The organism is Streptomyces sp. NPDC059957, from assembly GCF_042730015.1.
In the GTDB taxonomy this organism is placed as follows: domain Bacteria; phylum Actinomycetota; class Actinomycetes; order Streptomycetales; family Streptomycetaceae; genus Streptomyces.
Genome location: NZ_JBHWMB010000004.1, coordinates 56,908 through 79,915 on the forward strand (window position 1 = coordinate 56,908; position 23,008 = coordinate 79,915).

Sequence of the window (23,008 nt, forward strand, 5' to 3'; positions counted from 1 at the left end):
CGCGTGCGCCGTGCAGCAGGTCGGCCCGCTGGAAGGCCATCGAGAACCCGAATCCGTCTATGGGCTGGAGCTCGGCGCGGAAGTCGATGACGGGGTGCGCGGGGGCGGGGTGCGCGGGGGTGGCCACAGCCTGTGTTGTTAGCGCTAACAAAACTGCGGTCGATGCGACCGGGCGTTTCACGGCGTCTCCTCGGGGGGGGGAGGTCACACGGGACGGGTCAGCCCTTGGTGGCGCCCGCGGTCAGTCCGCCGATCAGCTGCCGCTCGGCGACGGCGTAGAAGGCGAGGGCGGGGACCATGGCGAGCACGATGTAGGCGAGGACGAGTGCGTAGTCGGTCGAGTACTGGCCCTGGAACTGCTGGACGCCGACCGGGATCGTCTGCCATTGGGGGTCGTTGAACACCAGCAGCGGCAGGAAGAAGTTGTTCCAGCTCGCGACGATCGCGAGCACCGAGACCGTGCCGAGCGCCGGACGAGCCATCGGCAGCAGGATCTTCCAGAAGAAGCGGAACTTGCCGCAGCCGTCCATGACGGCCGCCTCCTCTACCTCTGCCGGGATGGTCCGGAAGAACCCGCGCAGAATGATGATCGTCATCGGGAGCCCGAAGGCCGCCTGCGGGAGGATCACTCCGAGCGGGTTGTCGAGCAGGTCGAAGTTGCGCAGCAGCAGGAACAGCGGCAGGACGGCCACCGCGAACGGGAACATGAGCCCGATCGTGAACAGCGTGTAGAACAGCTCCCTGCCCCGGAAGGCGTAGCGGGCCAGTACGAACGCCGCCATCGCGGAGACCGCCACCGTGCAGCATGCCGTGCCGATCGCGATGCCCGCACTGTTGGCGATCTGCCGCCAGAACATTCCGTCGCCGAGGATGCCGGTGTAATTGCCGGTCTTCCAGTGCTCGGGCAGCCCGAACGGGTTGGTCGTCAGCTCGCCGGTGCTCTTGAACCCGGAGATCACCGCGTAGACCAGCGGCACGACGACGAACGCGCCGATCAGCCAGACCACGGCGTGCAGCGACAGACCGCGGGCCGTTCTGCGGGCGTTCACAGGCCACCTCCCGTGGTGACGGCCCCGCTCAGGTCACGGCGCAGAACGTACCGCTGGTAGAAGAGGGAGAACATCAGACTGATCATGAACAGCACCACGCTGATCGCACTGGCATAGCCGACCTGGTAGCGCTTGAATCCGAACTGGAACATCGAGATCGCCATCGTCTCGGAGGAGTGGTTGGGCCCGCCGGCGGTCATGACCCAGACGAGGTCGAAGAGCTGGATGGCGCCGATGACCGAAAGGAAGACGCTGATCCGGATCGTCGGGCCGAGCAACGGCAGCGTCACGTGCCGGAAGCGCTGCCAGGCGCCGGCGCCGTCGATGGAGGCGGCCTCGAGGATCTCGCCCGGGATGCTTTGCAGCCCGGCGAGGAAGAGCATCATGTGGAACCCGAAGTACTTCCAGGTCATGACCACGAACAAAGTCGGCATGACCGTCGAGGGGTCGGCGAGCCACTTGCCCTGCAACCCCTCCAGGCCGAGGGCGCCCGCGAGATGGTCGGCCATGCCGCCACCGGGAAGGAAGATCATCGTGAAGAGGACCGCCGTGACCACTTCGGACAGGACGTACGGCGCGAAGAACAGCATCCGGTAGACGGCCCGGCCGCGCAGCCTCTGGTTGAGCAGGACAGCGGTGAACAGCGCGAACGGCAACTGCACCGTGATCGACAGCGTGATCAGGTACAGCCCGCGCTCCAGATCACCGAGGAAGACCTGATCCCGGAAGAGGGTGGCGTAGTTCCCGAAGCCGACGAACTCCTCCAGGGGGCCGACCCCGCCCCACTTGAAGAAGCCGGTGTAGACGGCGACCGCGATCGGGGCGAGGACGAAGACGAGGAAGAGGACCAGAGCCGGGACGAGGAACCAGGCGACGGACGCCCAGCTTCCCAGCCGACGCGGGAGCGAGCGTGCCGGGGCGGGCGGGCGCAACGGCCCGGCGTCCTGCGTCCGCTCCTTGGTCAGGGTGGACACGGAGCTAGGCACCCTTCGCAACCTCGGTGATCGACCTGGTGACCTGCTCGGGCGTCTTCTTGCCCGCGATGAGGTCGGCGACGCTGTCGTTGACCTCCTGGCCGACCGCCGGCGGGTAGGCCTGGTCGAGGTAGAGCTGGAATCCCGTCGCCTTGACCAGGCTGTCGGCCACCGCCTTCCTGTTGGGGTCGGTGAGCTGGCTCTCCGCGCCCTTGACCACCGGCAGATAGCCGTTGGAGGCCAGCAGCTTGGACTCGTTCTCCAGAACGAGGAACTTCAGGAAGTCCAGGGCCTCCTTCGGCGCGCCCTTGCGCAGCGCGAAGCCGCCGCCGCCCCCCAACACCTCGGTGGCCCGGCCGACTCCGCCATCGACCGTCGGGAAGGGGAAGAAGCCCAGGTCCGCGCCGAGGTCGGCGCCCGCGTCCTTCTGCACCGACGGTCCCCACTGGCCCATCAGCTCCATGGCGGCCTTGCCGTTGCCCATGGTCGCGGCCTGGCCGCCGGGGGTCGAGTAGCCGGCGCCGAGGAAGCCTGTCTGGAACGGCTGGAGGTCGACCAGTTCCTTGAGGTGGGTGCCTGCCTGGACGAAGCCGGCGCCGGTGAAGTCCTTGGTGGTCGCCGCCTGCTGCAGCGCGGGGAGGCCTGCGACGCGCATTGCGAGGTAGGCCCAGTAGTAGTGGCCGGGCCATTTCTCCTTGCCCGCGAGGGCGATCGGAGTGACACCCGCTGCCTTGAGCTTCTTGACGTCTTCGAGGAGCTCGGCCCAGGTGGCCGGCGGAGCGGTGATCCCGGCCTTGGCGAAGAGCTTCTTGTTGTACCAGAAGCCGACCATGCCGACGTCGTAGGGCACCCCGTAGGTCCGGTCCTCGAACTGATAGGCCTGCAGCGAGACCGGGGTGATCTCGGACGACCAGCCGAACACGTCGGTGAGGTCCTCGACCAGCCCCGCGTCGACCTGCTGCTGCAGCACGCCACCGCCCCAGGTCTGGAAGACGTCGGGGAGCTTGCCCGAAGAGGTGGTGGCGGTCAGCTTGGACTTGAACGCCTCGTTCTCCAACGAGGTCGTCTTGATCGTGATGTTCGGGTGGGCGGCCGTGAACGCCGAGGAGATCTGCGGGAAGAGGGACTTTCCCGGTTCCGTCGTGGCGATGTTCCACCACGCGAAGGTCACCTTGCCGTCGGCCGTCGGCCTGGAGCCGGAGTCCCCGCCGCCGCAGGCCGCGGTCAACGAGACGGACAGTGCGCTCAGGCCCGAGAGCGCCAGGAAGCTTCGTCGGCTCGGGGGTGTGCTGGCCATGGGACCTCCGGGGTGGGGAATGCCGGTGCAATGTCGAAAATGTTTCGTAACATCCTCGATTCGGTGCTGCCACAAACTAGGAACATGCGGCCACCTGGTCAAGCCTTCTCACTGAATTTCCGTCGGCAGCAGCGGACTTGGAGCTTGACAACCTGGTCACGCCGGCCGGAAACTCTTCGAAAGTTTGCGATACCTGTCGCCAGCCCGGAACGTCAGCGCAGAGGAGAGAAGTTGAGCGAGCAGCGTCCGACCCTGGCCCTCATCGCCGCGGAGGCAGGGGTCTCCCAGGCCACCGTGTCGAAAGTGGTCAACGGCCGCTCCGATGTCGCACCCTCGACACGCGAACGGATCGAGGGCCTGCTGCGCTCCCACAACTACCTCCACCCCGGCGGGCAGGCCAGGGCCCGCAGGTCCGGCCTGGTCGACCTGATCATCGGCGGTCTGGACAGCGCGTGGGCGGTGGAGATCCTGCGCGGCGTCGAGGCCGAGTGCGCCCGGCGGAGCGTCGGCACCGTCGTGTCGCTCGTCCCGCCGGGCGAGGCCACGCCGTCGAGCTGGGCCGCACTGCCGGTCCTGCACCACAGCGACGGCGTCATCCTCGTCACCGCCTCGGTCACCCAAGCCCAGCGTGCCCAGGTCGAACAGGCCGGGGTGGCGCTGGTGGTCATCGACCCGATCGACCTGCCGGGCAACGGTGTGCCGAGCATCGGGGCGACCAACTGGGCGGGCGGCCTCGCCGCCACGGAGCACCTGCTGGAGCTGGGGCACCGCCGGATCGCCGCGATCGGCGGGCGCAAGGAGATGCTCTGCAGCCAGGCCCGCATCGACGGGTACCGCGCCGCGCTGGAGCGGGCCGCGATCGAGGTCGACCGCGACCTGATCCGGTTCGGCGACTTCCAGCACGAGGGCGGGTTCCAGCGCGCCCAGGAACTGCTCGCCCTTCCCGAGCCCCCGACCGCCATCTTCGCCGGCAGCGACCAGCAGGCGATGGGCGTCTACGAAGCCGCCCGGCAGGGCGGGCTGAGCATCCCCCAGGATCTCAGCGTGGTCGGTTTCGACGACCTGCCGATGTGCGAATGGCTGTCACCGCCGCTGACGACGGTGCGCCAGCCGCTGGAGGAGATGGGCCGGCTCGCCGCCCGCACACTCTTCCAGCTCCTGGACGGCCAGCCCCTGGTCAGCCCCCGGATGGAACTCTCGACCGAGCTCAAGGTCAGGCTCTCCACCGCCCCGCCCCGTCTCTAGTGCTGTGACCGGGAAGGTTCACCGGGTCGCGACGCCCGGCACGGCACCTCGCCGCGTTGTCGGACCGCGCAAGTACGTCCAGTACGAGCCGCGATCCTCCGCCTTGCGATGCACCGCACCGAACGCCGCAACCCGGCAAACCTTCCCGGCCACAGCACTAGGTCGTATCGTCAAAGTCCCTAGGAGAACTCCTTGACCGAGCCCTGGCGTGACCCCCTCATACCCGTGTCCGTGCGAGTCACCGATCTGCTGAAACGAATGACGCTGGAAGAGAAGGCGGGTCAGCTCACCGGCTTCTGGGCGCTGCCCTCGGATCCGGGGACACCGGTCGCGCCGATGGAGGACGATTCCGGCGAGTCCGCGCCCGGCCTCGACGACATCGTCGCCCACGGGCTCGGCCAGCTCACCCGGGTGTACGGCACCGCGCCGATCACCGCGGAGGCCGGGATGGAGCGGCTCGCCTCGCTCCAGCGGCAGGTGACCGGATCCGGCCGGTTCGGGATACCGGCGGTCGCTCACGAGGAGTGCCTGACCGGGTTCATGACGTTCGGGGCGACGGTCTTCCCCGGGCCACTGGCCTGGGGAGCCTCCTTCGATCCCGGGCTCGTGCGCCGGATGGCCGCCGCCATCGGCGCGGGGATGCGGCGGGTCGGCGTCCACCAAGGGCTGGCCCCGGTGCTCGACGTGGTCCGCGACTACCGGTGGGGCAGGACCGAGGAGTGCATAGGCGAGGACCCCTATCTCGTCGGAGCGATCGGCACCGCCTACGTGCAGGGCTTGGAGAGCGCCGGGATCGTGGCGACGCTCAAGCACTTCGCCGGGTACTCGGCCTCGCGCGGCGGCCGGAACATGGCCCCCGTCTCCTCGGGGCCGCGCGAGTTCGCCGACGTACTGGTCGAGCCCTTCGTACGGGCGCTGCGCGAGGGGGGCGCCCGGTCGGTGATGAACAGTTACACCGACGTGGACGGCGTTCCGGTGGCCGCCGACGCACGGCTGCTGACCGAGCTGCTGAGAGGCGAGCTCGGTTTCAGCGGTGTGGTCGTCGCCGACTACTACGCCGTCTCCTTCCTGGAGACCCGGCACGGCGTCACCGGATCGCGGGGCGCGGCCGGCGCGCTGGCGCTGACCGCCGGAATCGACGTCGAGCTGCCCACGGCCCGCTGCTACGGCGAGCCGCTGACCGAACTCGTCCGGTCGGGAGTCGTGTCCGAGGAGCTCATCGACCGGGCCGCGGAACGGGTCCTGCTGCAGAAGGCCGAGCTCGGCCTGCTCGACCCCGGCTGGGAACCCGTCAAGCCCGAGCCGGTCGACCTCGACCCGCCGGAGAACCGGGCATTGGCCAGGCTCCTGGCCGAACGGTCCACCGTGCTGCTCGCCAACGACGGCATCCTGCCGCTGCGGCCGTGCCGGGTCGCGATCAGCGGGCCGTACGCGGACGACCCCCAGTCCTTCCTCGGCTGCTACTCCTTCCCCAACCACGTCGCGCTGCCCGGCGACCTCGGGCTGCACATCCCGACGCTCGGTGAGGCGCTCACCGCCGGCGGGTTCGCAGTCACCGACGACGATCCGGACGTGAACGTGCTGGTACTCGGGGACCGGGCCGGCATGTTCGGCCGGGGCACCTCCGGCGAGGGCTGCGACGCCGAGACCCTCGACCTGCCCGGCGACCAGGCCGCGCTCGCCGACGCCGTTCTGGACTCCGGGGTGCCGACCGTTCTGGTCCTCGTCTCCGGACGGCCCTACGCGCTCGGCACGCTGGCCGAGCGCGCATCGGCCGTGGTGCAGGCCTTCTTCCCCGGCGAGGAGGGCGGGACGGCGCTGGCCCGGATCATCAGCGGGGCTGCCGAACCGTCCGGGCGGCTGCCCGTCTCCATCCCCCGCCAGGTCGGCGGTCAGCCCGGCACCTACCTGCACGCGAGGCTCGGCGGGCACACCGACTGGAGCTCGGTGGACCCGACCCCGCTGTTCCCCTTCGGACACGGGCTGAGCTGGACCGGCTTCACCTGCTCGGAACTGTCGGTGGATCCCATCGCCGCGACGGACGGGGCCGTCTCCGTTTCGGTCACGGTACGCAACGTCGGCGAGGTGGCCGGGACCGAGGTGGTCCAGCTGTACCTCTCCGATCCCGTGGCGTCCGTCGTCCGGCCGCAGCGGTGGCTCGCCGGGTTCGCCAGGGTCGAGCTGCAGCCGGGCGCGGCCGCCCGGATCACCTTCTCCGTCCATGCCGACCGGACCTCCTTCACCGGGCTCGACCTGCGCAGGAGAGTGGAGCCCGGGGAGATCGGCGTGGCCGTCGGACGGTCCAGCGGCGATCTGCCGCTCCAGGGCTCCTTCACTCTGGAGGGCCCCGTACGTCACCCGGCGGCCGACCGGGTGCTGTCCGTGCCGGTCGAGATCGTCCCGGTTCCATGACCACGCCGTGCGATGATCCCGTCTTCGGTGATCCCGTGCTGCCCGGGTTCCGGCCCGACCCGTCCGTCTGCCGGGTGGGAGCGGACTACTACCTGGTGACGTCCAGCTTCGAATGGTTCCCGGGCCTTCCCGTGTTCCACAGCCGCGATCTCGTGAACTGGCGGCGCATCGGCTCCGCGCTCGACCGGGCGTCCCAGCTCGACCTCGACGGGTGCGAGCCCTCACGGGGTCTGTTCGCACCGACGATCCGGCACCATGACGGGGTCTTCCACCTCGTCTGCACGCTGATGGACGGCCCCGGCCATTTCGTCGTCACGGCGACCGACCCGGCGGGGCCGTGGTCGGAGCCCCACTGGTTGGACGGCGATGGCTTCGACCCCTCGCTGTTCTTCGACGACGGTCCGGACGACGGCGACGGCGACGGCGACGGCGACGGCCGGGCCTGGTTCACCGCCGCCCGCGTACTGGACGAGGCCGCCGGCCGCACCGAGATCTGGATGCGCGAATACCTTCCCCACGAACGACTGCTCACGGGACCGGAGCACGTCCTGTGGTCGGGAAGCCACCCGGGCGCCCGATGGTCGGAAGCCCCGCACCTCTACAAGATCGACGGCAGCTATCTTCTGCTCACCGCCGAGGGCGGCACCGATGTGGACCACAGCGTGGTGGCCGCCCGCGCCGACCGCGTGACCGGCCCCTACGAGGGCGCCCCCGGCAACCCGGTGCTACCGCCGGCCAAGGGCCCGGTCACCTGCACCGGGCACGCCGACCTCGTCCAAACCCCGTACGGCGACTGGCGGGCCGTCCTTCTGGGCGTCCGCCCGGGCTCCGCCCTCGGCCGCGAGACCTTCCTCAGCCGGATCACCTGGGAAGAGGGCCGGCCGGTCTTCTCCCCCGTCGTCCACACCGGCCTTCGCCGCCCCCTCCACGACGACTTCGCCACCCTCTCCGCCGACTGGAGCACCCTGCGCACCCCACCCGCGCGGTTCTGGACCACCGGCGACGGGCTCCGACTCCGGCTCCGCCCCGAACGCCTCGGCGAACGCACCACCCCGTCCCTCCTCGCCCGCCCCCAGGAACAGCCCGACTGCGACGTCTCCACCGAACTGCACTTCGCCCCCGCCACACCGGACGAACACGCGGGCCTCGCCGTAGTCCTCGACGACGACACCCACCTCCTCCTCCTTCGCACCACGGAAGGACTCGTCCTCCGCCACGGGTCCGAGGTCCTGGCCGACGTTCCCTTCGCCCCGGGGCCCGTTCGTCTGGGGGTCCGCATCCGCGGGTTCAGCCACACCTTCGCCCACGCGGCTCCGAACGGCCTCTGGGAGAACCTGGCCACCATCGAAGCCGCCTTCCTCAGACCGCTGTTCACCAGTATCCAGCTCGGCCTCTACGCCACCTCCAACGGCCGCCCCTCCACCAGCCAAGCCCACTTCACGTGGTTCGACATCACGTACCCGAGCCGGCAGGAACAGCCAGGCCGGCCCTGACGTCACTGACGTCACTGACGCCGCGACCAGGTGGCGGCCCGCGTCCGCCACCCGCCGCCTCGCACCTCACCTCCCGCCCAGTCGCCCCCCGTTGACCTCGGTGTACCTGGCCGCGATGCACACCGCCGGAGCGGATCGATCGCCTGGAACAGCTGAGCGCGGCACGTGGGACGGCCTTGCCGGCACCCCCGTCGAAAGTATTGACACGCCAATTGTGAGCGTTAACACTCTTGCGCAGCAGCCGGCCGCAGCACCGACCTCGCAACCGCCGGGCGAAGCCCAACAGCCCTTGTGCGCGGCGCCCTCATCTCTCACGGACCACGGAGTTCGCCATGCCGGTTCCCCCCTTAAGCCGCCGCGCCGTGATCAAGGCGACCGGCGTCGCGGCCGTGGCCGCGGCTGTCGGCCCCGTACTGAACAGCACCTCCGCCACGGCGCAGACGCCCCGGGTCAGGTCCGACGTCGGAGTGTCGACGTTCCCGTTCGACCTGGGTCAGGTCCAGCTCACCAGCAGCCGCTGGCTCGACAATCAGAACCGCACCCTGGCCTATCTCCGCTTCATCGACGTCGACCGCCTGCTGTACAACTTCCGCGCCAACCACCGGCTCTCCACCAACGCCGCGGCCCCGACCGGAGGATGGGACGACCCGGCGTTCCCCTTCCGCACCCACGTGCAGGGCCACTTCCTCACGGCATGGGCCCAGGCCTACGCCGCGGTCGGGGACACCACCTGCCGCGACAAGGCCGACCGCATGGTGGCCGAACTCGCCATGTGCCAAGCCAACAACTCCACCGCGGGCTTCTCCGCCGGCTACCTGTCGGGCTTTCCCGAGGCCGACTTCACCAGCCTCGAAGCAGGCACACTGAACAACGGCAACGTCCCGTACTACTGCGTCCACAAGACCATGGCCGGTCTGCTCGACGTGTGGCGACTCATCGGCAACACGCAGGCCCGCGACGTGCTCCTCGCGCTCGCCGGCTGGGTCGACCGGCGCACCGCAGCGCTCAGCCAGAGCAAGATGCAGTCGTTGATGGGCGTCGAGTTCGGCGGCATGAACGAGGTGCTGGCCGACCTCCACCTACAGACCGGCGACGCACGCTGGCTGACCACCGCCCAGCGGTTCGACCACGCGGCGGTCTTCGACCCCCTCGCCGCGAACCTGGACCAGCTGAACGGTCTGCACGCCAACACGCAGGTACCCAAGTGGATCGGAGCCGTCCGCGAGTACAAGGCCACCGGGACGACCCGCTACCGCGACATCGCCGCCAACGCGTGGACGATCTGCACCACCTCGCACACGTACGCCATCGGCGGCAACAGCCAGGCGGAACACTTCCGAACCCCGAACGCCATCTCCGGCTTCCTCGTCCCCGACACCTGCGAGCTCTGCAACTCCTACAACATGCTCAAGCTGACCCGAGAACTGTGGCAGCTGGACCCCGGCCGGGCGTCGTACTTCGACTTCTACGAGAAGACGCTGCTCAACCACGTCATCGGCGCCCAGAACCCGGCCGACCCCCACGGGCACGTCACCTACTTCACCCCCCTCAACCCGGGCGGCCGCCGTGGCAAGGGCCCGGCCTGGGGCGGCGGCACCTGGAGCACCGACTACGGCACGTTCTGGTGCTGCCAGGGAACGGGCATCGAGTCCAACACGAAGCTGATGGACTCCGTCTACTTCCACGACGGCAGCACCACCCTCACCGTGAACCTGTTCCTCCCCTCCGTCCTGAACTGGACCCAGCGAGGCATCACCGTCACCCAGACCACCTCCTACCCGGCCGACGACACCACGACGCTCAAGGTCACCGGCGGCGCCGGCGGGACCTGGTCGATGCGCGTTCGCATCCCCGGATGGACTTCGGGCGCCACCGTCAGTGTCAACGGCGTCGCCCAGACCGTCACGGCCAGTCCGGGCTCCTACGCCACCCTCACCCGGTCCTGGGCCTCCGGCGACACCGTCACCCTGAAGCTCCCCATGCGCGTGGCCCTCCAGGCCGCCAACGACAACCCCGGTGTCGCGGCTGTCACCTACGGCCCCGCCGTCCTCGCCGGCAACTACGGCAGCACCACGCTGTCCTCCCTCCCGGCCCTGGATCCCTCCTCGATCACCCGGACCGGCAGCACCGCCCTGGCCTTCACGGCCACCGCCAACGGAGCGAAGGTCGACCTCGCCCCGTTCCACGACGCCCAGGGCTTCAACTACACCGTCTACTGGCGGACCGACACCGCCGGCTTCCGTCTCGTCAACGCGGCCAGCGGACTCGTCCTCGGCATCCGGGACATGTCCACCGCCGACGGCGGCCTCGCTCTGCAGTGGACCGACTCCGGCACCGCCGACCACAACTGGGTCCTCATCGTCGACAGCACCGCACTGCGGCTGCGCAACCTCAACAGCGGGAAGATCCTCGGTGTGAAGGACATGTCCAGCGCCGACAACGCCCCGATCCTCCAGTGGGCCGACACCGGAACCGCCGACCACCGGTGGACCGTCGTCGATGCCGGCAACGGGTACCACAAGCTTCGGAACGTCCACACCGGCAAGCTGCTCGGCATCGAAGGCGGCTCCACCGCCAACGGCGCCGCAGCCGTACAGGTGCCCGACACCGGCGCCCCGGCCGGCCAGTGGCAGTTCGTCCCCGACGGCGTCAGGCGCATCCAGAACGTCGCCAGCGGGCGGGTCCTGGGTGTGCGGGACATGTCCACCGCCGACGGCGGCCTCGCCATCCAGTGGGACGACAACGGCACCGCCGACCATCTCTGGACGGCCGTAGTCGACACCGGCGGCCACCTGCGCCTGCGCAACTCCCACAGCGGCAAGGTCCTCGCCGTGGAGAACGGCGACACCGCCAACGGCGCCCGGATCGTCCAGTGGGCGGACAACGGCACCGCCGACCACCGGTGGCGCCTGCGCCACGGCGGCGGCGACACCTTCAGGATCCAGTGCGCCAACAGCGGCCGCGTCCTCGGCGTCTCCGGCGCCTCCACCGCCCAGGGAGCACAGACCGTCCTCTGGGACGACAACGGCACCAGCGACCACCTGTGGCGATTCATCTGACCCGGCGCCGAGTCTCCCGATCGCCGCAGGCCGATCGCGGCGACTTGAAATCGAGTGGGAGGCGCTCCCGTCAGATCGGGCCGGCCCTGCCGGAAGCGCCCGCCGATCAGGCCGACGGGGTCACATCGGGGGCGGACTCGCGCACGGTCAGGCGGGTCGGGAGGATCAGCGGGGTGGGGCGGTGTCCTTCGATGGCACCGACCAGCATCCTGGCCATCTCCTGGCCCAGCGCCCGCACCGGCTGATGGACCGTGGTCAGCGGCGGGCTGGTGTGCCGGGCGCTCGCCAGGTCGTTGAAGCCGATCACCGCGACGTCCTCGGGCACCCGCAGCCCCCGTGCCCGCAAGGTGCGCAGAGCGCCGATGGCCATCGCGTCGGAGGCCGCGAACACCGCGTCGGGATCGGGGTGCGCCCGGAGCAGTCGCTCCATCGCCTCGGCGCCGCCGTCCTCGGTGAACTGCCCGGGCTCGACACCGAGCAGCGGCAGGCCGGACAGCGTCAGACCGTCGGTGAACCCCTCCTCCCGCGCGACGGAGGCCCTGGTGTCCACTTGTCCAGTGATCATGACGGGGCGTCGGCGGCCGGTGCGCGCGAAGTGCTCGGCGGCCAGGCGGGCGCCGCCCCGGTTGTCGGCCTCCACGTACCAGGTGGGCTCCCCGATGAGCGGGAGTCCACCGAAGACGACGGGGAGATCGACCTCCTCGCCCAGGCGTCCCAGCGGATCGTCGCCGCGCAGCGCCATCAGCATGACGCCGTCGGCCCGGCGGGAGCGCAGCAACCGCTCGAACCTCTCCCGGCCGCGGGGAGTGTTGGCCAGGAGCAGGATCAGTTCCAGATCGGTCTGCTCCAGCGCCGCGCTGACGCCGACGATGACCTCCGCGAAGAACGGATCCGCGAACAGCCCCGGCTCGTCGCTGGAGACCGCCAGCACCACCGCTCCGACCCTGCGGCTCGCGAGGGCCTGCGCGGAGGGGTTGGGCACGAAGTCCAGTTCGCGCACCGCCCGTTGGACGGCCTCCCGCTTGGCGCGGCTGACGTGCGGGGCGTTGTTGATCACCCGGGAGGCCGCGGTGCGCGACACACCGGCACGTGCGGCCACCTCGTCGAGAGTCGGCATGCGCTTGGGTGACGGCTCCATGGAAGAACTGCTCCTCGGCTCACGCGGACGGCGAACAGCGGCCATGATTCCATGCGCCGCCCCGACTTCGGACCTGCGCGCGGATGATGCCGTTGGTCTCGATTTGGTAGCGCTTCCAACTTGTCGCGCCTCACCGGCCCCCAGTGGCGCTTCCGTGTTCAACCTCTTGACACACCCTGACGACCCGCCCAATCATCCCATCAGCGCTGTCCCGCCCCTCATCAAAACTGGAAGCGCTTCCACTTCCCCACCCCACCGGAGGAAGAACCATGCGCAAGCCCGTCCGAGCCGCATCCGCCCTGCTGGCCGGTGTCCTCGCCGCCGGCCTCGCCGTGATCAACGCGGGCCCGGCGTACGCCGCCGACCCGACCACCATGACCAGCGGCTTCTACGCCGACCCCGACAACTCCGCCCTGCGGTGGACCAACGCGAACCCCGGCGACGGGCGGGCGGCGGCGATCCGGACGTCCATCGCCAACACCCCGGCAGCCCGCTGGTTCGGGAACTGGAGCGGCGACATCGGCACGGCAACCGGCGCCTTCGTCGGCCGCGCGGACTCCTACGACAAGCTGCCGATCCTGGTCGCGTACAACATCCCCCACCGGGACATCTGCGCCGGTCACTCCGGTGGCGGCGCGGGGAGCCGCGCCGCGTACGACGCCTGGATCGCCGCCTTCGCCAGTGGCATCGGCAGCCGCCCGGCCGTCGTCGTCCTCGAACCCGACGCGCTCGGCCACGAGAGCTGCATGACGGCCGCCCAGATCGCCGAGCGCAACGCCATGCTGAAGAACGCGATCGACCAGTTCAAGGCCAAGGCACCCAACACCTGGGTCTACCTCGACGCCGGGAACCCCGGCTGGGTCGACGCCCCGACCATGGCGCGCCAGCTCGCCGCCGCCGGTGTCGGCGGGGCACGCGGCTTCGTGCTGAACGTCTCCAACTACTTCACCACCGGCCAGAACACCTCCTACGGCAATGCGGTCAACTCCGCCCTGGGCTCATACGGCTACACCAAGCCGTTCGTCGTCGACACCAGCCGCAACGGCAACGGTTCCAACGGCCAGTGGTGCAACCCCGCAGGCCGCCGGATCGGCACTCCCAGCCAGCGCGGCGGCGGTGCCGAGATGCTGCTGTGGATCAAGGTCCCCGGCGAGTCCGACGGCAACTGCGGCGTCGGGGCCGGCTCCTCGGCCGGACAGTTCCTGCCGGAGGTCGCCTACAAGATGATCTACGGCTACTGACCCCCTTCCCTCGCCGAAGGGCGAACCCCTACCGAAGGAACCCCGTGCGCCTCCCCCTGCACCGATTAGCCCTGGCAGCGAGCGCGCTCGCGCTGCTCCTCGGCGCCGCCGCCCCGGCCTCTGCCGAGGCGAGCTCCGCGCCGGCCTCCCACACGCTTCCCACGCACACCCGTTTCTACGTCGATCCCGACAGCGACGCAGCCCACCAGGCCGTCACCGACTTCCTTCACCGGGACTTCGAGGGCGCCAAGTCCATGGCGAAGCTGGCTGGTTGGCCAGAGGCTGCCTGGTTCACCGACGGCACCCCGAAGCAGGTCGAATCCCGCGTACGCGACCTGGTGCACCGCGCCGAGCGAACCCGGACGGTTCCCCTCCTGGTGGCCTACAACATCCCGCTGCGCGACTGCTCCCAGTACTCCTCCGGCGGTGCGCAGTCGGACGCCGAGTACCAGGCCTGGATCAGCGCCTTCGCCCGGGGGCTCGGCCGCAGCAAGGCCGTCGTCATCCTCGAACCGGACGGGCTGGCCAACCTCCCCTCCGACTGCGGTCCCGGCAGCGACCCCACCGGCGCAATCACCACAGGACGCTTCGCCGCCTGGGTCTCCCAGTGCCTGTGGTTCGCCACCAAGGGCCCGGACTGGGCCAGGGGGCACGCCGACTGGTGCGCGAGCCAGTACTACTCACCCGCAGCACCGAACGACGGGCAGCCGGGAAACTCCGTGAACGTGGACGATCCGTCCACGTGGCACTGGACCGACCGCTGGTTCCAGCGGAACGTCGGTACCCCGCCCACGCAGGAGCTCACCCACCTGGTCGTCGACACGAGCCGCAACGGCCAGGGCGCCTGGACCCCGCCCGCGGGCAAGTACAGCGGCGACCCGCAAACCTGGTGCAACGCCCCGGGTCGCGGCGTCGGCGGCCGGCCGACCTCGAACACCGGCGTCCCGCTCGTCGACGCCTACCTGTGGATCAAGACCGTCGGCCAGTCCGACGCCCAGTGCAACCGCGGCATCCCGGGCGGCACCATCGACCCGGAGTACGGCATCGTCGATCCCGCGGCCGGCGTGTGGTGGCCGGAGCAGGCCAAGTCCCTCGTCCGGAACGCCAACCCCGCACTGGGGTTCAACACGAGCGTGCGCTGACCCAGGCCGCCGTGACCAGGCCGCCATTACCGGGGATGCCGACTGAAGGAAATGCTCGTTTACAGCTTTCCGTCAGACCCGATTGAATGGTCCTCATCGAAATATTTTCGATGAGGACCATTCAATGAAAAGGGACCACTAAGCGCCCCCGAGAGACAGATTCTCGAAATGCTTTCGAAACTCTTGACTTGTTTCGGCTGGGTTTCCAGACTGATGGGCGAGGCGGTGTGGCCCGTCCGTGTCCGGTTCCGGGCGCCGTCCTCGGATCTCTGCGCGCTCATGAGCGTCCCTTTCCCATGGACGCGGGCGTCGTTCACGCGGATTCACCATGCCGCGATCCAACCCTTCCGCGATTTCTTTCTGGAGGCTCATTCATGGGCTCACAAGCCATTCCCCCACCCACCGTCCGCCGGAAGACCAGCGTCCTGTGTGCGGCCCTGGTCGTCGGCGTCCTCGGTGCGGCCGCCGCGCTGGTGGCGCCGACGTCACACGCCGCCGAGAGCACGCTCGGCAGCGCGGCGGCGCAGAGCGGCCGGTACTTCGGTACCGCCATCGCCTCGGGCAGGCTGGGCGACTCGGCGTACACGACGATCGCCGGCCGCGAGTTCAACTCGGTGACGCCCGAGAACGAGATGAAGATCGACGCCACCGAACCCCAGCGTGGCCAGTTCAACTTCGCCGCGGGTGACCGCGTCTACAACTGGGCGGTGCAGAACGGCAAGCAGGTGCGCGGCCACACCCTGGCCTGGCACTCCCAGCAGCCCGGCTGGATGCAGAGCCTCAGCGGCAGCACACTGCGCCAGGCGATGACCAACCACATCAACGGCGTGATGGCCCACTACAAGGGCAAGATCGGCCAGTGGGACGTCGTGAACGAGGCCTTCGAGGACGGCACTTCAGGAGCCCGGCGCAACTCCAACCTGCAGCGCACCGGCAACGACTGGATCGAAGTCGCCTTCCGCACCGCGCGCGCCGCCGACCCGGCCGCCAAGCTCTGCTACAACGACTACAACGTCGAGAACTGGACCTGGGCCAAAACCCAGGCCATGTACGCCATGGTCCGGGACTTCAAGCAGCGCGGCGTGCCGATCGACTGCGTCGGCTTCCAGTCGCACTTCAACAGCGACAGCCCCTACAACAGCAACTTCCGTACCACCCTGCAGACTTTCGCCGCCCTCGGCGTCGATGTGGCCGTCACGGAGCTCGACATCCAGGGCGCCTCGGGCACGACCTACGCCAACGTGACCAACGACTGCCTGGCCGTCCCGCGCTGCCTCGGCATCACCGTCTGGGGGGTGCGCGACACCGACTCCTGGCGACCGGAGCACTCGCCGCTGCTGTTCAACGGTGACGGCAGCAAGAAGGCCGCCTACTCCTCCGTCCTCAACGCACTCAACGCCGGATCCTCCACTCCCACTCCGACCCCTTCGCCCGGTTCTGGACAGGTCAAGGGCGTCGCGTCGGGCCGCTGCCTGGACGTGCCCGGTGCCGGCACCACGGACGGCACCCAGGTCAACCTGTGGGACTGCAACAACCGCACCAACCAGCAGTGGTCGTACACCGCCGCAGGCGAGCTCAGGGTCTACGGCGACAAGTGCCTGGACGCCGCCGGCACCGGCAACGGCACCAAGGTCCAGATCTACAGCTGCTGGGGTGGCGACAACCAGAAGTGGCGCCTCAACTCCGACGGATCCATCGTCGGAGTCCAGTCCGGCCTCTGCCTCGACGCCGCCGGCAACAACACCGCCAACGGCACCCTGATCCAGCTCTACTCCTGCTCGGGCGGCAGCAACCAGCACTGGACCCGTACCTGACGACCTGCCATGGAGTGGAGCCAGGACGATCCTGGCTCCACTCCGTCGTCCATCACCGGGTGGGCCGGACGTGACGGTCATTCAGGAGCAGAGTGCTCCGTTGAGTGTGTAGCCCGCCGGGATCGCGTTGGTACCCGAGTACGTCGCCTGGAAGCCGAAGCTCACGCTGCCACCGGGTACCAGTGTTCCGTTCCATCCGGCGTCCCGGGCGGTGACCGTGCTGCCCGCCTGGCTCACCGTGGCGTTCCAGGCGTTGCTGATCCGCTGATCACCCGCGAAGCTCCAGCCGAGGGTCCACCCGGAGATCGCCGAGGTTCCGGTGTTCTTCACGGTCACCGTCGCCGTGAAGCCGTTGCCCCAGGCGTTGTCGATCCGGTACGCCACCGTGCAGGAGGCCGCCGACGCGTCGTCGTCCGCCTCCGTCGCCGTGAACGTCGCCGGCTGCACGCCTGGACCACCGACCGTGAAAGTCGCGCTGCCCGAGGACCCGTCGGCGTCTTGCGCCGCGAAGACCGAAACCTGCTGCGCCGTCGCCCAGTCGGCCGGGGTGAACACCAGGCTCGCGGCTGCCGAAAGGTCCTGGTCGCCGGAGTTCCGGGCCACCGTCACCGTGACGTTCTGCGCGGGCGCGGCCGAGAGCCGCACGCCCACCGGCGCCGAACCGCCCTCCGGGACCGTCACGGCCGCCGGTGTCTGGACCACGGGCGCCGCCGGAACGCTGCGCCGCTCAGCCGCGAAGGCCGCCAGCCAGGCCAGTGAGGCGTTCCAGTTGATGGCCACCTCGTTGGTGGAGTACGAGCCGATGTCGTCCACGTAGCACGCCGCCGGTGCGCAGCCCGCGAGCTTCTCCTTGGCCACCGGGTCCTCCAGCCCGGCGTTCGGTCCGCCCGCGAAGGATCCCGCCGGCGGGTGCGGCAGCGAGGCGTCGTTCTGGTGTGCCCAGAACCGGTGGTGCTGGTTCGCGGAGTAACGATCGCCGTAGCCGGTGACGTAGGAGAGGTCGAGTGCGTTCCGGCCGAGCAGATAGTCCAGGGATTCCAACGCTCCTGCCCGATAGCGTTGTTGCCCGGTGAGCTCGTATGCGACGGCCAGCACCATCGCGTTGTTGGTGACGGAGCTGTTGGATCCCCACACGTACCCGGTGGCGGCGAGGGGCACGGCGTAGCCCTGTCCGGCCATGGTGGACAGGTGGCCATCGGCGGCCGTGGTCAGCAGGCCGCGCAGCCGGGCCGCGTCGTCGGCGGGCAGGGCCACGCCGGGGACGGTGGCGAGGGTGATCCGGCCGAGCGTCGCGGTGCCGCCCCACCAGAACCCGTCGACGGGCTTGGTGTGGTGCGCAGAGGAGGTGACAGCGTCCCGGAACTGCGACTCGCCAGTGGTGGCCAGGAGTTCCGCCGCCGCCCAGTAGAACTCGTCGGAGACGTCTGCGTCCTCGTACGCACCGCCGCCGGTGTTGTCGGTCGCTGGAGCCAGCACGTTCGGGTTGGCCTTGGCAGCCGTCCAGGCGCGGCGGGCCGCGTCCAGGCAGCGCGCGGCGAACGCGGAGTCGTACGGCGCGTACACCCGGGCGCACTGCGCGGCAGAGGCCGCCAGGTTCAGCGTCGCGGCGGTCGACGGCTTGTGCAACTCACGCTGTTCGGCATCGAGTTCGGGCCGGGTCGGCAGGGCAGTCCACTTGGCGTCGTGCATCTTGTGGAAGGCCATCCCGGCCAACGGCTTCCCGGCGGGGACCTGCATCCGCAGCAGGAACTCCAGCTCCCAGCGGGCCTCGTCCAGCACGTCCGGCGTCCCGTTGCCACGCTCGGGCACTCTCAGCGTCCCGTCGCCGAGCGCCGCGTCGCCGCCCGAACGGCCGGCCCGCTCGAAGGAGTTGACCATCTCCCAGACGGAGATGCCGCCGTTGACCACATACTTGCCCTGGTCGCCGGCGTCGTACCAGCCACCGCGCACGTCCAGTTGGTAGTCGCACACCGCGGCCTGGCAGGGGACACTGGTGTCGCCCTTGTTCGGGGCGACGCCCAAGTGCCCGGCGGGTCGGGCGTAGGCACTGCCGCCCGCCAGAGTCGCGTCGATCGCGATACCGCTGCGCTGCTGGTAGAAGAACGACACGCTGTCGGCGCGCAGTCCGTCGTACAGCGATGCGGAGATGTCGAAGGGGTGGCTGCTCTGGCCGTCGACGACCAGGGTGAAGCCGGAGCCGGTGCCGGTGTGCGCGCCGAAGTCCACCAGGTGCGTGGACTGGCCGGACGCCCGGTCGGACCCGCGCACCGTGGTGGCACCCGAGGCGGCCACCGTGCCGGAGGCGTCGCGCAGTTGCCAGGCGAGTGGGGCGGTCGCGGAGCTGACCACCGTGGCCCGCTTGGGGCCGTCGGGCAGGTAGCCGAGCTGGTTGACCCGTACAGGTGTGCCGGCAGCGGCTGCCACGGTGGCGGCAGCCGCGCCCGGAACGGTCAGGGCGGTCGTGGACAGGACGCCGACGGCCATCGCGAGGCCGGCGAGCACGGCGGCCGCGCGACGTGGCACGCCGCGGGCGGAGGTGACAGGAGGCACGGTGAAGCCTTCCTCGGGGGGCGGGGGCTCAGAGTGGGAGCGCTCCCAATCAAGTCAGGCGCCTGCCGGGCACGTCAAGTCACGTACCTGGAACGGTAGTCGACTGCCCCTTGGTCCGAGAACAGTTCGCCACCTCGCGAGCCGGTGCGCGGCTTCAGACGCCCGGGGCGTGAGGAGCGTTGCCGTAATAGGCATCCGGTCCGTGCTTACGGGTGAAGTGCCGCTCCAGCAGATGCTTCGGCGGTTCGGAGGCTTCCCCGAGGCGGGACCCCAGCGCCAGCGTGTGCAGTGCCATCTCCGCCACGGCCTCGCAGACGATGGCGTTCTCCAGCGCCGCCTTCGCGGTGGCACCCCAGGTGAAGGGTCCGTGTCGTGAAACGAGCGCTCCGGGGACCTCGTCGGCCAGCCGGGGATCCCCGTAGAGCCGGGCGACGATCACCTGTCCGGTGTTGTACTCGTAGTCCCGCGCGCACTGTTCGGCGGTGAGGTCCTCCGTCACGGGGACGGGCCCGTTGAAGGTGTCGGCGTGCGTCGTGCCGAGTACGGGGATCGGGCGGCGCGCCTGGGCGAAGGCGACGGCGTGCGTCGAGTGCGTGTGGGTGACGCCGCCGATGGAGGGGAAGGCCCGGTAGAGGCACCGATGGGTTTCGGTGTCGGTGGACGGCCTGAGGTGCCCCTCGACGACCCGCCCGTCCTCCAGTGCCACCACCACCAGGTCCTCCTCGGTGAGGTCGGCGTAGGAGACCCCGGACGGCTTGATGACGAAGACGCCGGCGTCTCGGTCCACTCCGCTGACGTTTCCCCAGGTGAGGGTGGCCAGACCGGCCTCCGGGATGCGCAGGTTCGCCGCGAGGACCTCGCGACGGAGGTCCTTGAGGAAGGTCTCGCTCACTGCACTCTCACCGTCTCTCCGGCATGCGCGGCAGGCTCCTCCGGGACCGGCGTCCGGCAGGCCCCGCGGCCGCGCATGAGTGGGCTGGACTGATCGGGGGCGGCTCCAGGCATCGCAGCTGACCTGCCTCAGCTGCCCCGATCAGATTGTGAGCGCTAACAAGCAGCAATCTCAAGAGGTACGAGAAGATTCCTGACCACAACATGCGATCAGCGCTGCATAATGTGAACGCCAACATCTATACCTGGTCGACAATCTTCCGGTCGGTTCGAGATGTGTGCGGACCGAAGCCGGTTCGGTACCGTGAGGGAAGGCCGCTCGATGAGGAAAGGAAGAGAGTTGACCCAGCTCCCAGACGTCTCGCGAGCGCCCACGATGACGGACGTCGCGCGCGTCGCCGGCGTGTCCCATCAGACCGTTTCACGGGTGCTCAGCGACCACCCGAACGTCAGCGCCAAGACCCGGGCCGCGGTGACTCAGGTCATCGAGCAGCTGGGGTACCGCCGCAACTCGGCGGCCCGGGCTCTGGCCACCCGCCGGACCCACACGCTGGGCGTCATCGCGGTGAACACCACTCTGCACGGGCCCGCCAGCACCGTGGCGGGAGTGCAGGAGGCCGCTCGGGACCGCGGCTACCTGACATCCGCCGTCACGCTTCGGACCGCCACGCAGACAGCCCTCGCGGAAGCCATGCAGCACCTCGCCGGGTGGGGCGTGGAGGGGATCGTCGCCGTCACTCCGCAACGCGCCGCCGTGCGCGCCCTGGCGGCACTGGAAGCACCGTGCCCCGTGGTCACTGTGGAAGGCGGCCACACCCTGGACCTGCCAGGGGTGGCGCTGGACCAGAACCTCGGCGCCCGCATGATCACGGAGCACCTTCTCGCGTCGGGCCACGCCACCGTGTGGCACGTGGCGGGCCCCCCCGACTGGCTCGAGAGCGAGGCCCGCACACAGGGGTGGGAGGACGCGCTGCGCGATGCCGGCGCCGAGGTGCCGCCCGTGCTGCGCGGCGACTGGAGTCCGCTGTCGGGATACCAGGCCGGCCAGCAGCTGGCAGGGCGGGTCCTGGCATCACGAGGGCAGGGAGCCGGCCTCACCGCGGTGTTCGTCGCCAACGACCAGATGGCCCTCGGTGTCCTACGGGCCCTGCGGGAAGCGGGCCTGCGCACGCCGGAGGACGTGGCGGTCGCCGGCTTCGACGACATCCCCGAGGCGGAGTTCTTCCCGCCCCCGCTGACGACGATCCGCCAGGACTTCGCCTCGCTCGGCCGCGACAGCATCGGGCTGCTCCTGGACCACATCGAGGGCAGGACCGACGAGTCGACGCACTTGGTGGTGGCGCCCGAGCTCATCGTGCGCGCCAGCACGGCCCGAAGGATCGCTCCCCCCGGCGAATGACCCCCACCTGCCCGGCGGTTGCCTCCTCTCACAGGGAGCCGGGACCCGGGGGCACCTCGCACGGCGGAAGCCGGCACCAAGCGAAAGCCGCTGTCCGGTGCCCCCCTGCGGCACCGGACAGCGGCTACGGCCGCCACCGCCCCTCTCAGGCGGTGACCGTGGTAAAGCTGTGGATCGTGGTCGACCGGTACAGCTCGCCCGGGCGCAGGACGACCGTCGGGTAGTCGGGGCGGTTCGGGGAGTCCGGGAAGTGCTGGGTCTCCAGCGCGACCCCCGCATAGGCGTGGTACGGCCTGCCTGCCTTGCCCGTGATGTCACCGGTCAGGCCTTGCGCGGTGTAGACCTGGATGCCCGGTTCCGTGGTGCGCACCTCCATGCGGCGGCCGGATGCGGGGGCGTACAGCACAGCGGCCTTACGAAGACTGGCTCGCCGGGCGCCGTCGAGGACCCAGTTGTGGTCGAATCCTCCTCCGGCCAGGGCCAGTTGCGCATCCGCATGGGTCAGGGCGTCGGAGAGACGCCGGTGCCGGCGGAGGTCGAACGGGGTTTCACTGACCGGGCGGTGAGGGCCGTCGGGAATCAACTCGGCGTCGACCGGGGTGTAGAGGGGGGCCTCGACCTGAAGGTGGTGGGCCAGGACGTTGCCGCGCCCCTCCCCTTCGAGGTTCCAGTAGGCGTGGTTGGTGAGGTTGACGATCGTCGGCGCGTCGGCGACAGCTTGGTACGACATGGTCAGGTTGTCGTCGCGGTCCAGTGTGTAGGTGAGGCGGACGTTCAGGGCACCGGGGAATCCCTGGTCCCCGTCGGGGCTGTGCAGGAACAGACGGACACCGGTGCGGTGCGCCGAGTGGAAGGGTTCGCACCGCCACAGGCGCTGGTCGAACCCGTCGGGACCGCCGTGCAGTGTGTGCCCGGTCTCCTGGGTGGCGAGCCGGTGGGTGACTCCGTCGACTACGAGCCGGCCGCGCGCGATGCGGTTGGCGTAGCGGCCCACCGTCGCACCGAAATAGCGTGCGGAGCCCTCGCAGGCGGCGGGATCGCGGGGCGCGAGCACCACGTCGGCGGTGTGGCCCCAGCGGTCCGGCAGGATCAGGGAACGGAGCCGGGCGCCGCGCGTGTGGACCTCGGCGCCGGCCCTGCCGGGGAAGCCGAACCGCCACCTCTCCCCCGTTCCGCCATCGTCCAGGCACAGGGGGCGGGCCGTCCGCGGACAGGCGGCCGTCTGCCTGGGCTCGGCGGCCTGGTCGACAGATTCATATGCGTGTTCCATGGCGGTGTTCCCTGGAAGTCGGTCCACCGGATGC

At 69.9% G+C, this 23,008-nt stretch carries 15 protein-coding genes; 8 read left to right on the top strand and 7 right to left on the bottom strand.

Annotated features, from left to right (window positions below; genetic code table 11):
* Positions 1 to 218: 218 nt before the first annotated feature.
* From ACFWBW_RS04205 to ACFWBW_RS04215, 3 genes are read right to left on the bottom strand one after another with little or no spacing between them, the layout of a single operon-like run.
* On the bottom strand, positions 219 to 1,049 hold the full coding sequence (locus tag ACFWBW_RS04205; RefSeq protein ID WP_112447232.1) for a carbohydrate ABC transporter permease: 831 nt from the start codon (positions 1,047 to 1,049) through the stop codon (positions 219 to 221).
* A complete protein-coding gene (locus ACFWBW_RS04210; protein WP_385368189.1) occupies positions 1,046 to 2,035 on the bottom strand; it encodes a carbohydrate ABC transporter permease in 990 nt (329 codons plus the stop codon). The genes ACFWBW_RS04205 and ACFWBW_RS04210 overlap by 4 nt, the downstream gene beginning before the upstream one ends.
* On the bottom strand, positions 2,028 to 3,320 hold the full coding sequence (locus ACFWBW_RS04215) for an extracellular solute-binding protein (protein WP_385368191.1): 1,293 nt from the start codon (positions 3,318 to 3,320) through the stop codon (positions 2,028 to 2,030). The genes ACFWBW_RS04210 and ACFWBW_RS04215 overlap by 8 nt, the downstream gene beginning before the upstream one ends.
* A 231-nt stretch (positions 3,321 to 3,551) precedes the next feature.
* On the opposite strand from ACFWBW_RS04215, the gene ACFWBW_RS04220 reads away from it, so the two are divergent.
* From ACFWBW_RS04220 to ACFWBW_RS04235, 4 genes are all read left to right on the top strand, one after another.
* Positions 3,552 to 4,565, top strand: coding sequence for a LacI family DNA-binding transcriptional regulator (locus ACFWBW_RS04220; RefSeq protein ID WP_385368193.1), 1,014 nt, complete (start codon positions 3,552 to 3,554; stop codon positions 4,563 to 4,565).
* 192 nt (positions 4,566 to 4,757) lie between these two features.
* The gene (locus tag ACFWBW_RS04225; protein WP_385368195.1) at positions 4,758 to 6,977 is read left to right on the top strand and encodes a glycoside hydrolase family 3 N-terminal domain-containing protein; all 2,220 of its coding nucleotides are present in this window, start codon (positions 4,758 to 4,760) and stop codon (positions 6,975 to 6,977) included.
* On the top strand, positions 6,974 to 8,470 hold the full coding sequence (locus tag ACFWBW_RS04230) for a family 43 glycosylhydrolase (RefSeq protein WP_385368197.1): 1,497 nt from the start codon (positions 6,974 to 6,976) through the stop codon (positions 8,468 to 8,470). The genes ACFWBW_RS04225 and ACFWBW_RS04230 overlap by 4 nt, the downstream gene beginning before the upstream one ends.
* Before the next feature lie 332 nt (positions 8,471 to 8,802).
* Positions 8,803 to 11,529, top strand: coding sequence for a beta-L-arabinofuranosidase domain-containing protein (locus ACFWBW_RS04235; RefSeq protein WP_385368199.1), 2,727 nt, complete (start codon positions 8,803 to 8,805; stop codon positions 11,527 to 11,529).
* Between the two features lie 106 nt (positions 11,530 to 11,635).
* Here the strand turns inward: ACFWBW_RS04235 and ACFWBW_RS04240 are convergent, their stop codons facing one another.
* Entirely contained in the window at positions 11,636 to 12,667 is a 1,032-nt protein-coding gene (locus ACFWBW_RS04240) for a LacI family DNA-binding transcriptional regulator (RefSeq protein ID WP_385368201.1), read from the bottom strand.
* Positions 12,668 to 12,936: 269 nt separating this feature from the next.
* Here ACFWBW_RS04240 and ACFWBW_RS04245 point away from each other — a divergent pair, with 269 nt between their 5' ends.
* From ACFWBW_RS04245 to ACFWBW_RS04255, 3 genes are all read left to right on the top strand, one after another.
* A complete protein-coding gene (locus ACFWBW_RS04245) occupies positions 12,937 to 13,908 on the top strand; it encodes a glycoside hydrolase family 6 protein (RefSeq protein WP_385368203.1) in 972 nt (323 codons plus the stop codon).
* 44 nt (positions 13,909 to 13,952) lie between these two features.
* Positions 13,953 to 15,050: a glycoside hydrolase family 6 protein gene (locus ACFWBW_RS04250; protein ID WP_385368205.1), complete on the top strand. Its 1,098-nt coding sequence runs from the start codon at positions 13,953 to 13,955 to the stop codon at positions 15,048 to 15,050.
* A 374-nt stretch (positions 15,051 to 15,424) separates the two neighbouring features.
* The gene (locus tag ACFWBW_RS04255) at positions 15,425 to 16,864 is read left to right on the top strand and encodes an endo-1,4-beta-xylanase (RefSeq protein WP_385368207.1); all 1,440 of its coding nucleotides are present in this window, start codon (positions 15,425 to 15,427) and stop codon (positions 16,862 to 16,864) included.
* 81 nt (positions 16,865 to 16,945) lie between these two features.
* Here ACFWBW_RS04255 and ACFWBW_RS04260 read toward each other — a convergent pair whose 3' ends face one another.
* On the bottom strand, positions 16,946 to 19,414 hold the full coding sequence (locus ACFWBW_RS04260; RefSeq protein WP_385368209.1) for a glycoside hydrolase family 9 protein: 2,469 nt from the start codon (positions 19,412 to 19,414) through the stop codon (positions 16,946 to 16,948).
* A 154-nt stretch (positions 19,415 to 19,568) separates the two neighbouring features.
* Positions 19,569 to 20,306, bottom strand: coding sequence for an L-ribulose-5-phosphate 4-epimerase AraD (gene araD / locus ACFWBW_RS04265; RefSeq protein WP_385368211.1), 738 nt, complete (start codon positions 20,304 to 20,306; stop codon positions 19,569 to 19,571).
* A 321-nt stretch (positions 20,307 to 20,627) separates the two neighbouring features.
* Here araD and ACFWBW_RS04270 point away from each other — a divergent pair, with 321 nt between their 5' ends.
* Positions 20,628 to 21,704 (top strand): LacI family DNA-binding transcriptional regulator, encoded by a 1,077-nt coding sequence (locus ACFWBW_RS04270; protein ID WP_385368213.1) that lies wholly within the window; start codon positions 20,628 to 20,630, stop codon positions 21,702 to 21,704.
* Between the two features lie 145 nt (positions 21,705 to 21,849).
* On the opposite strand, the gene ACFWBW_RS04275 is transcribed toward ACFWBW_RS04270, so the two are convergent.
* Positions 21,850 to 22,974 carry an aldose epimerase family protein gene (locus tag ACFWBW_RS04275; RefSeq protein WP_385368215.1) on the bottom strand — a complete coding sequence of 375 codons (1,125 nt, stop codon included), beginning with the start codon at positions 22,972 to 22,974 and terminating at the stop codon, positions 21,850 to 21,852.
* Positions 22,975 to 23,008: the final 34 nt, after the last annotated feature.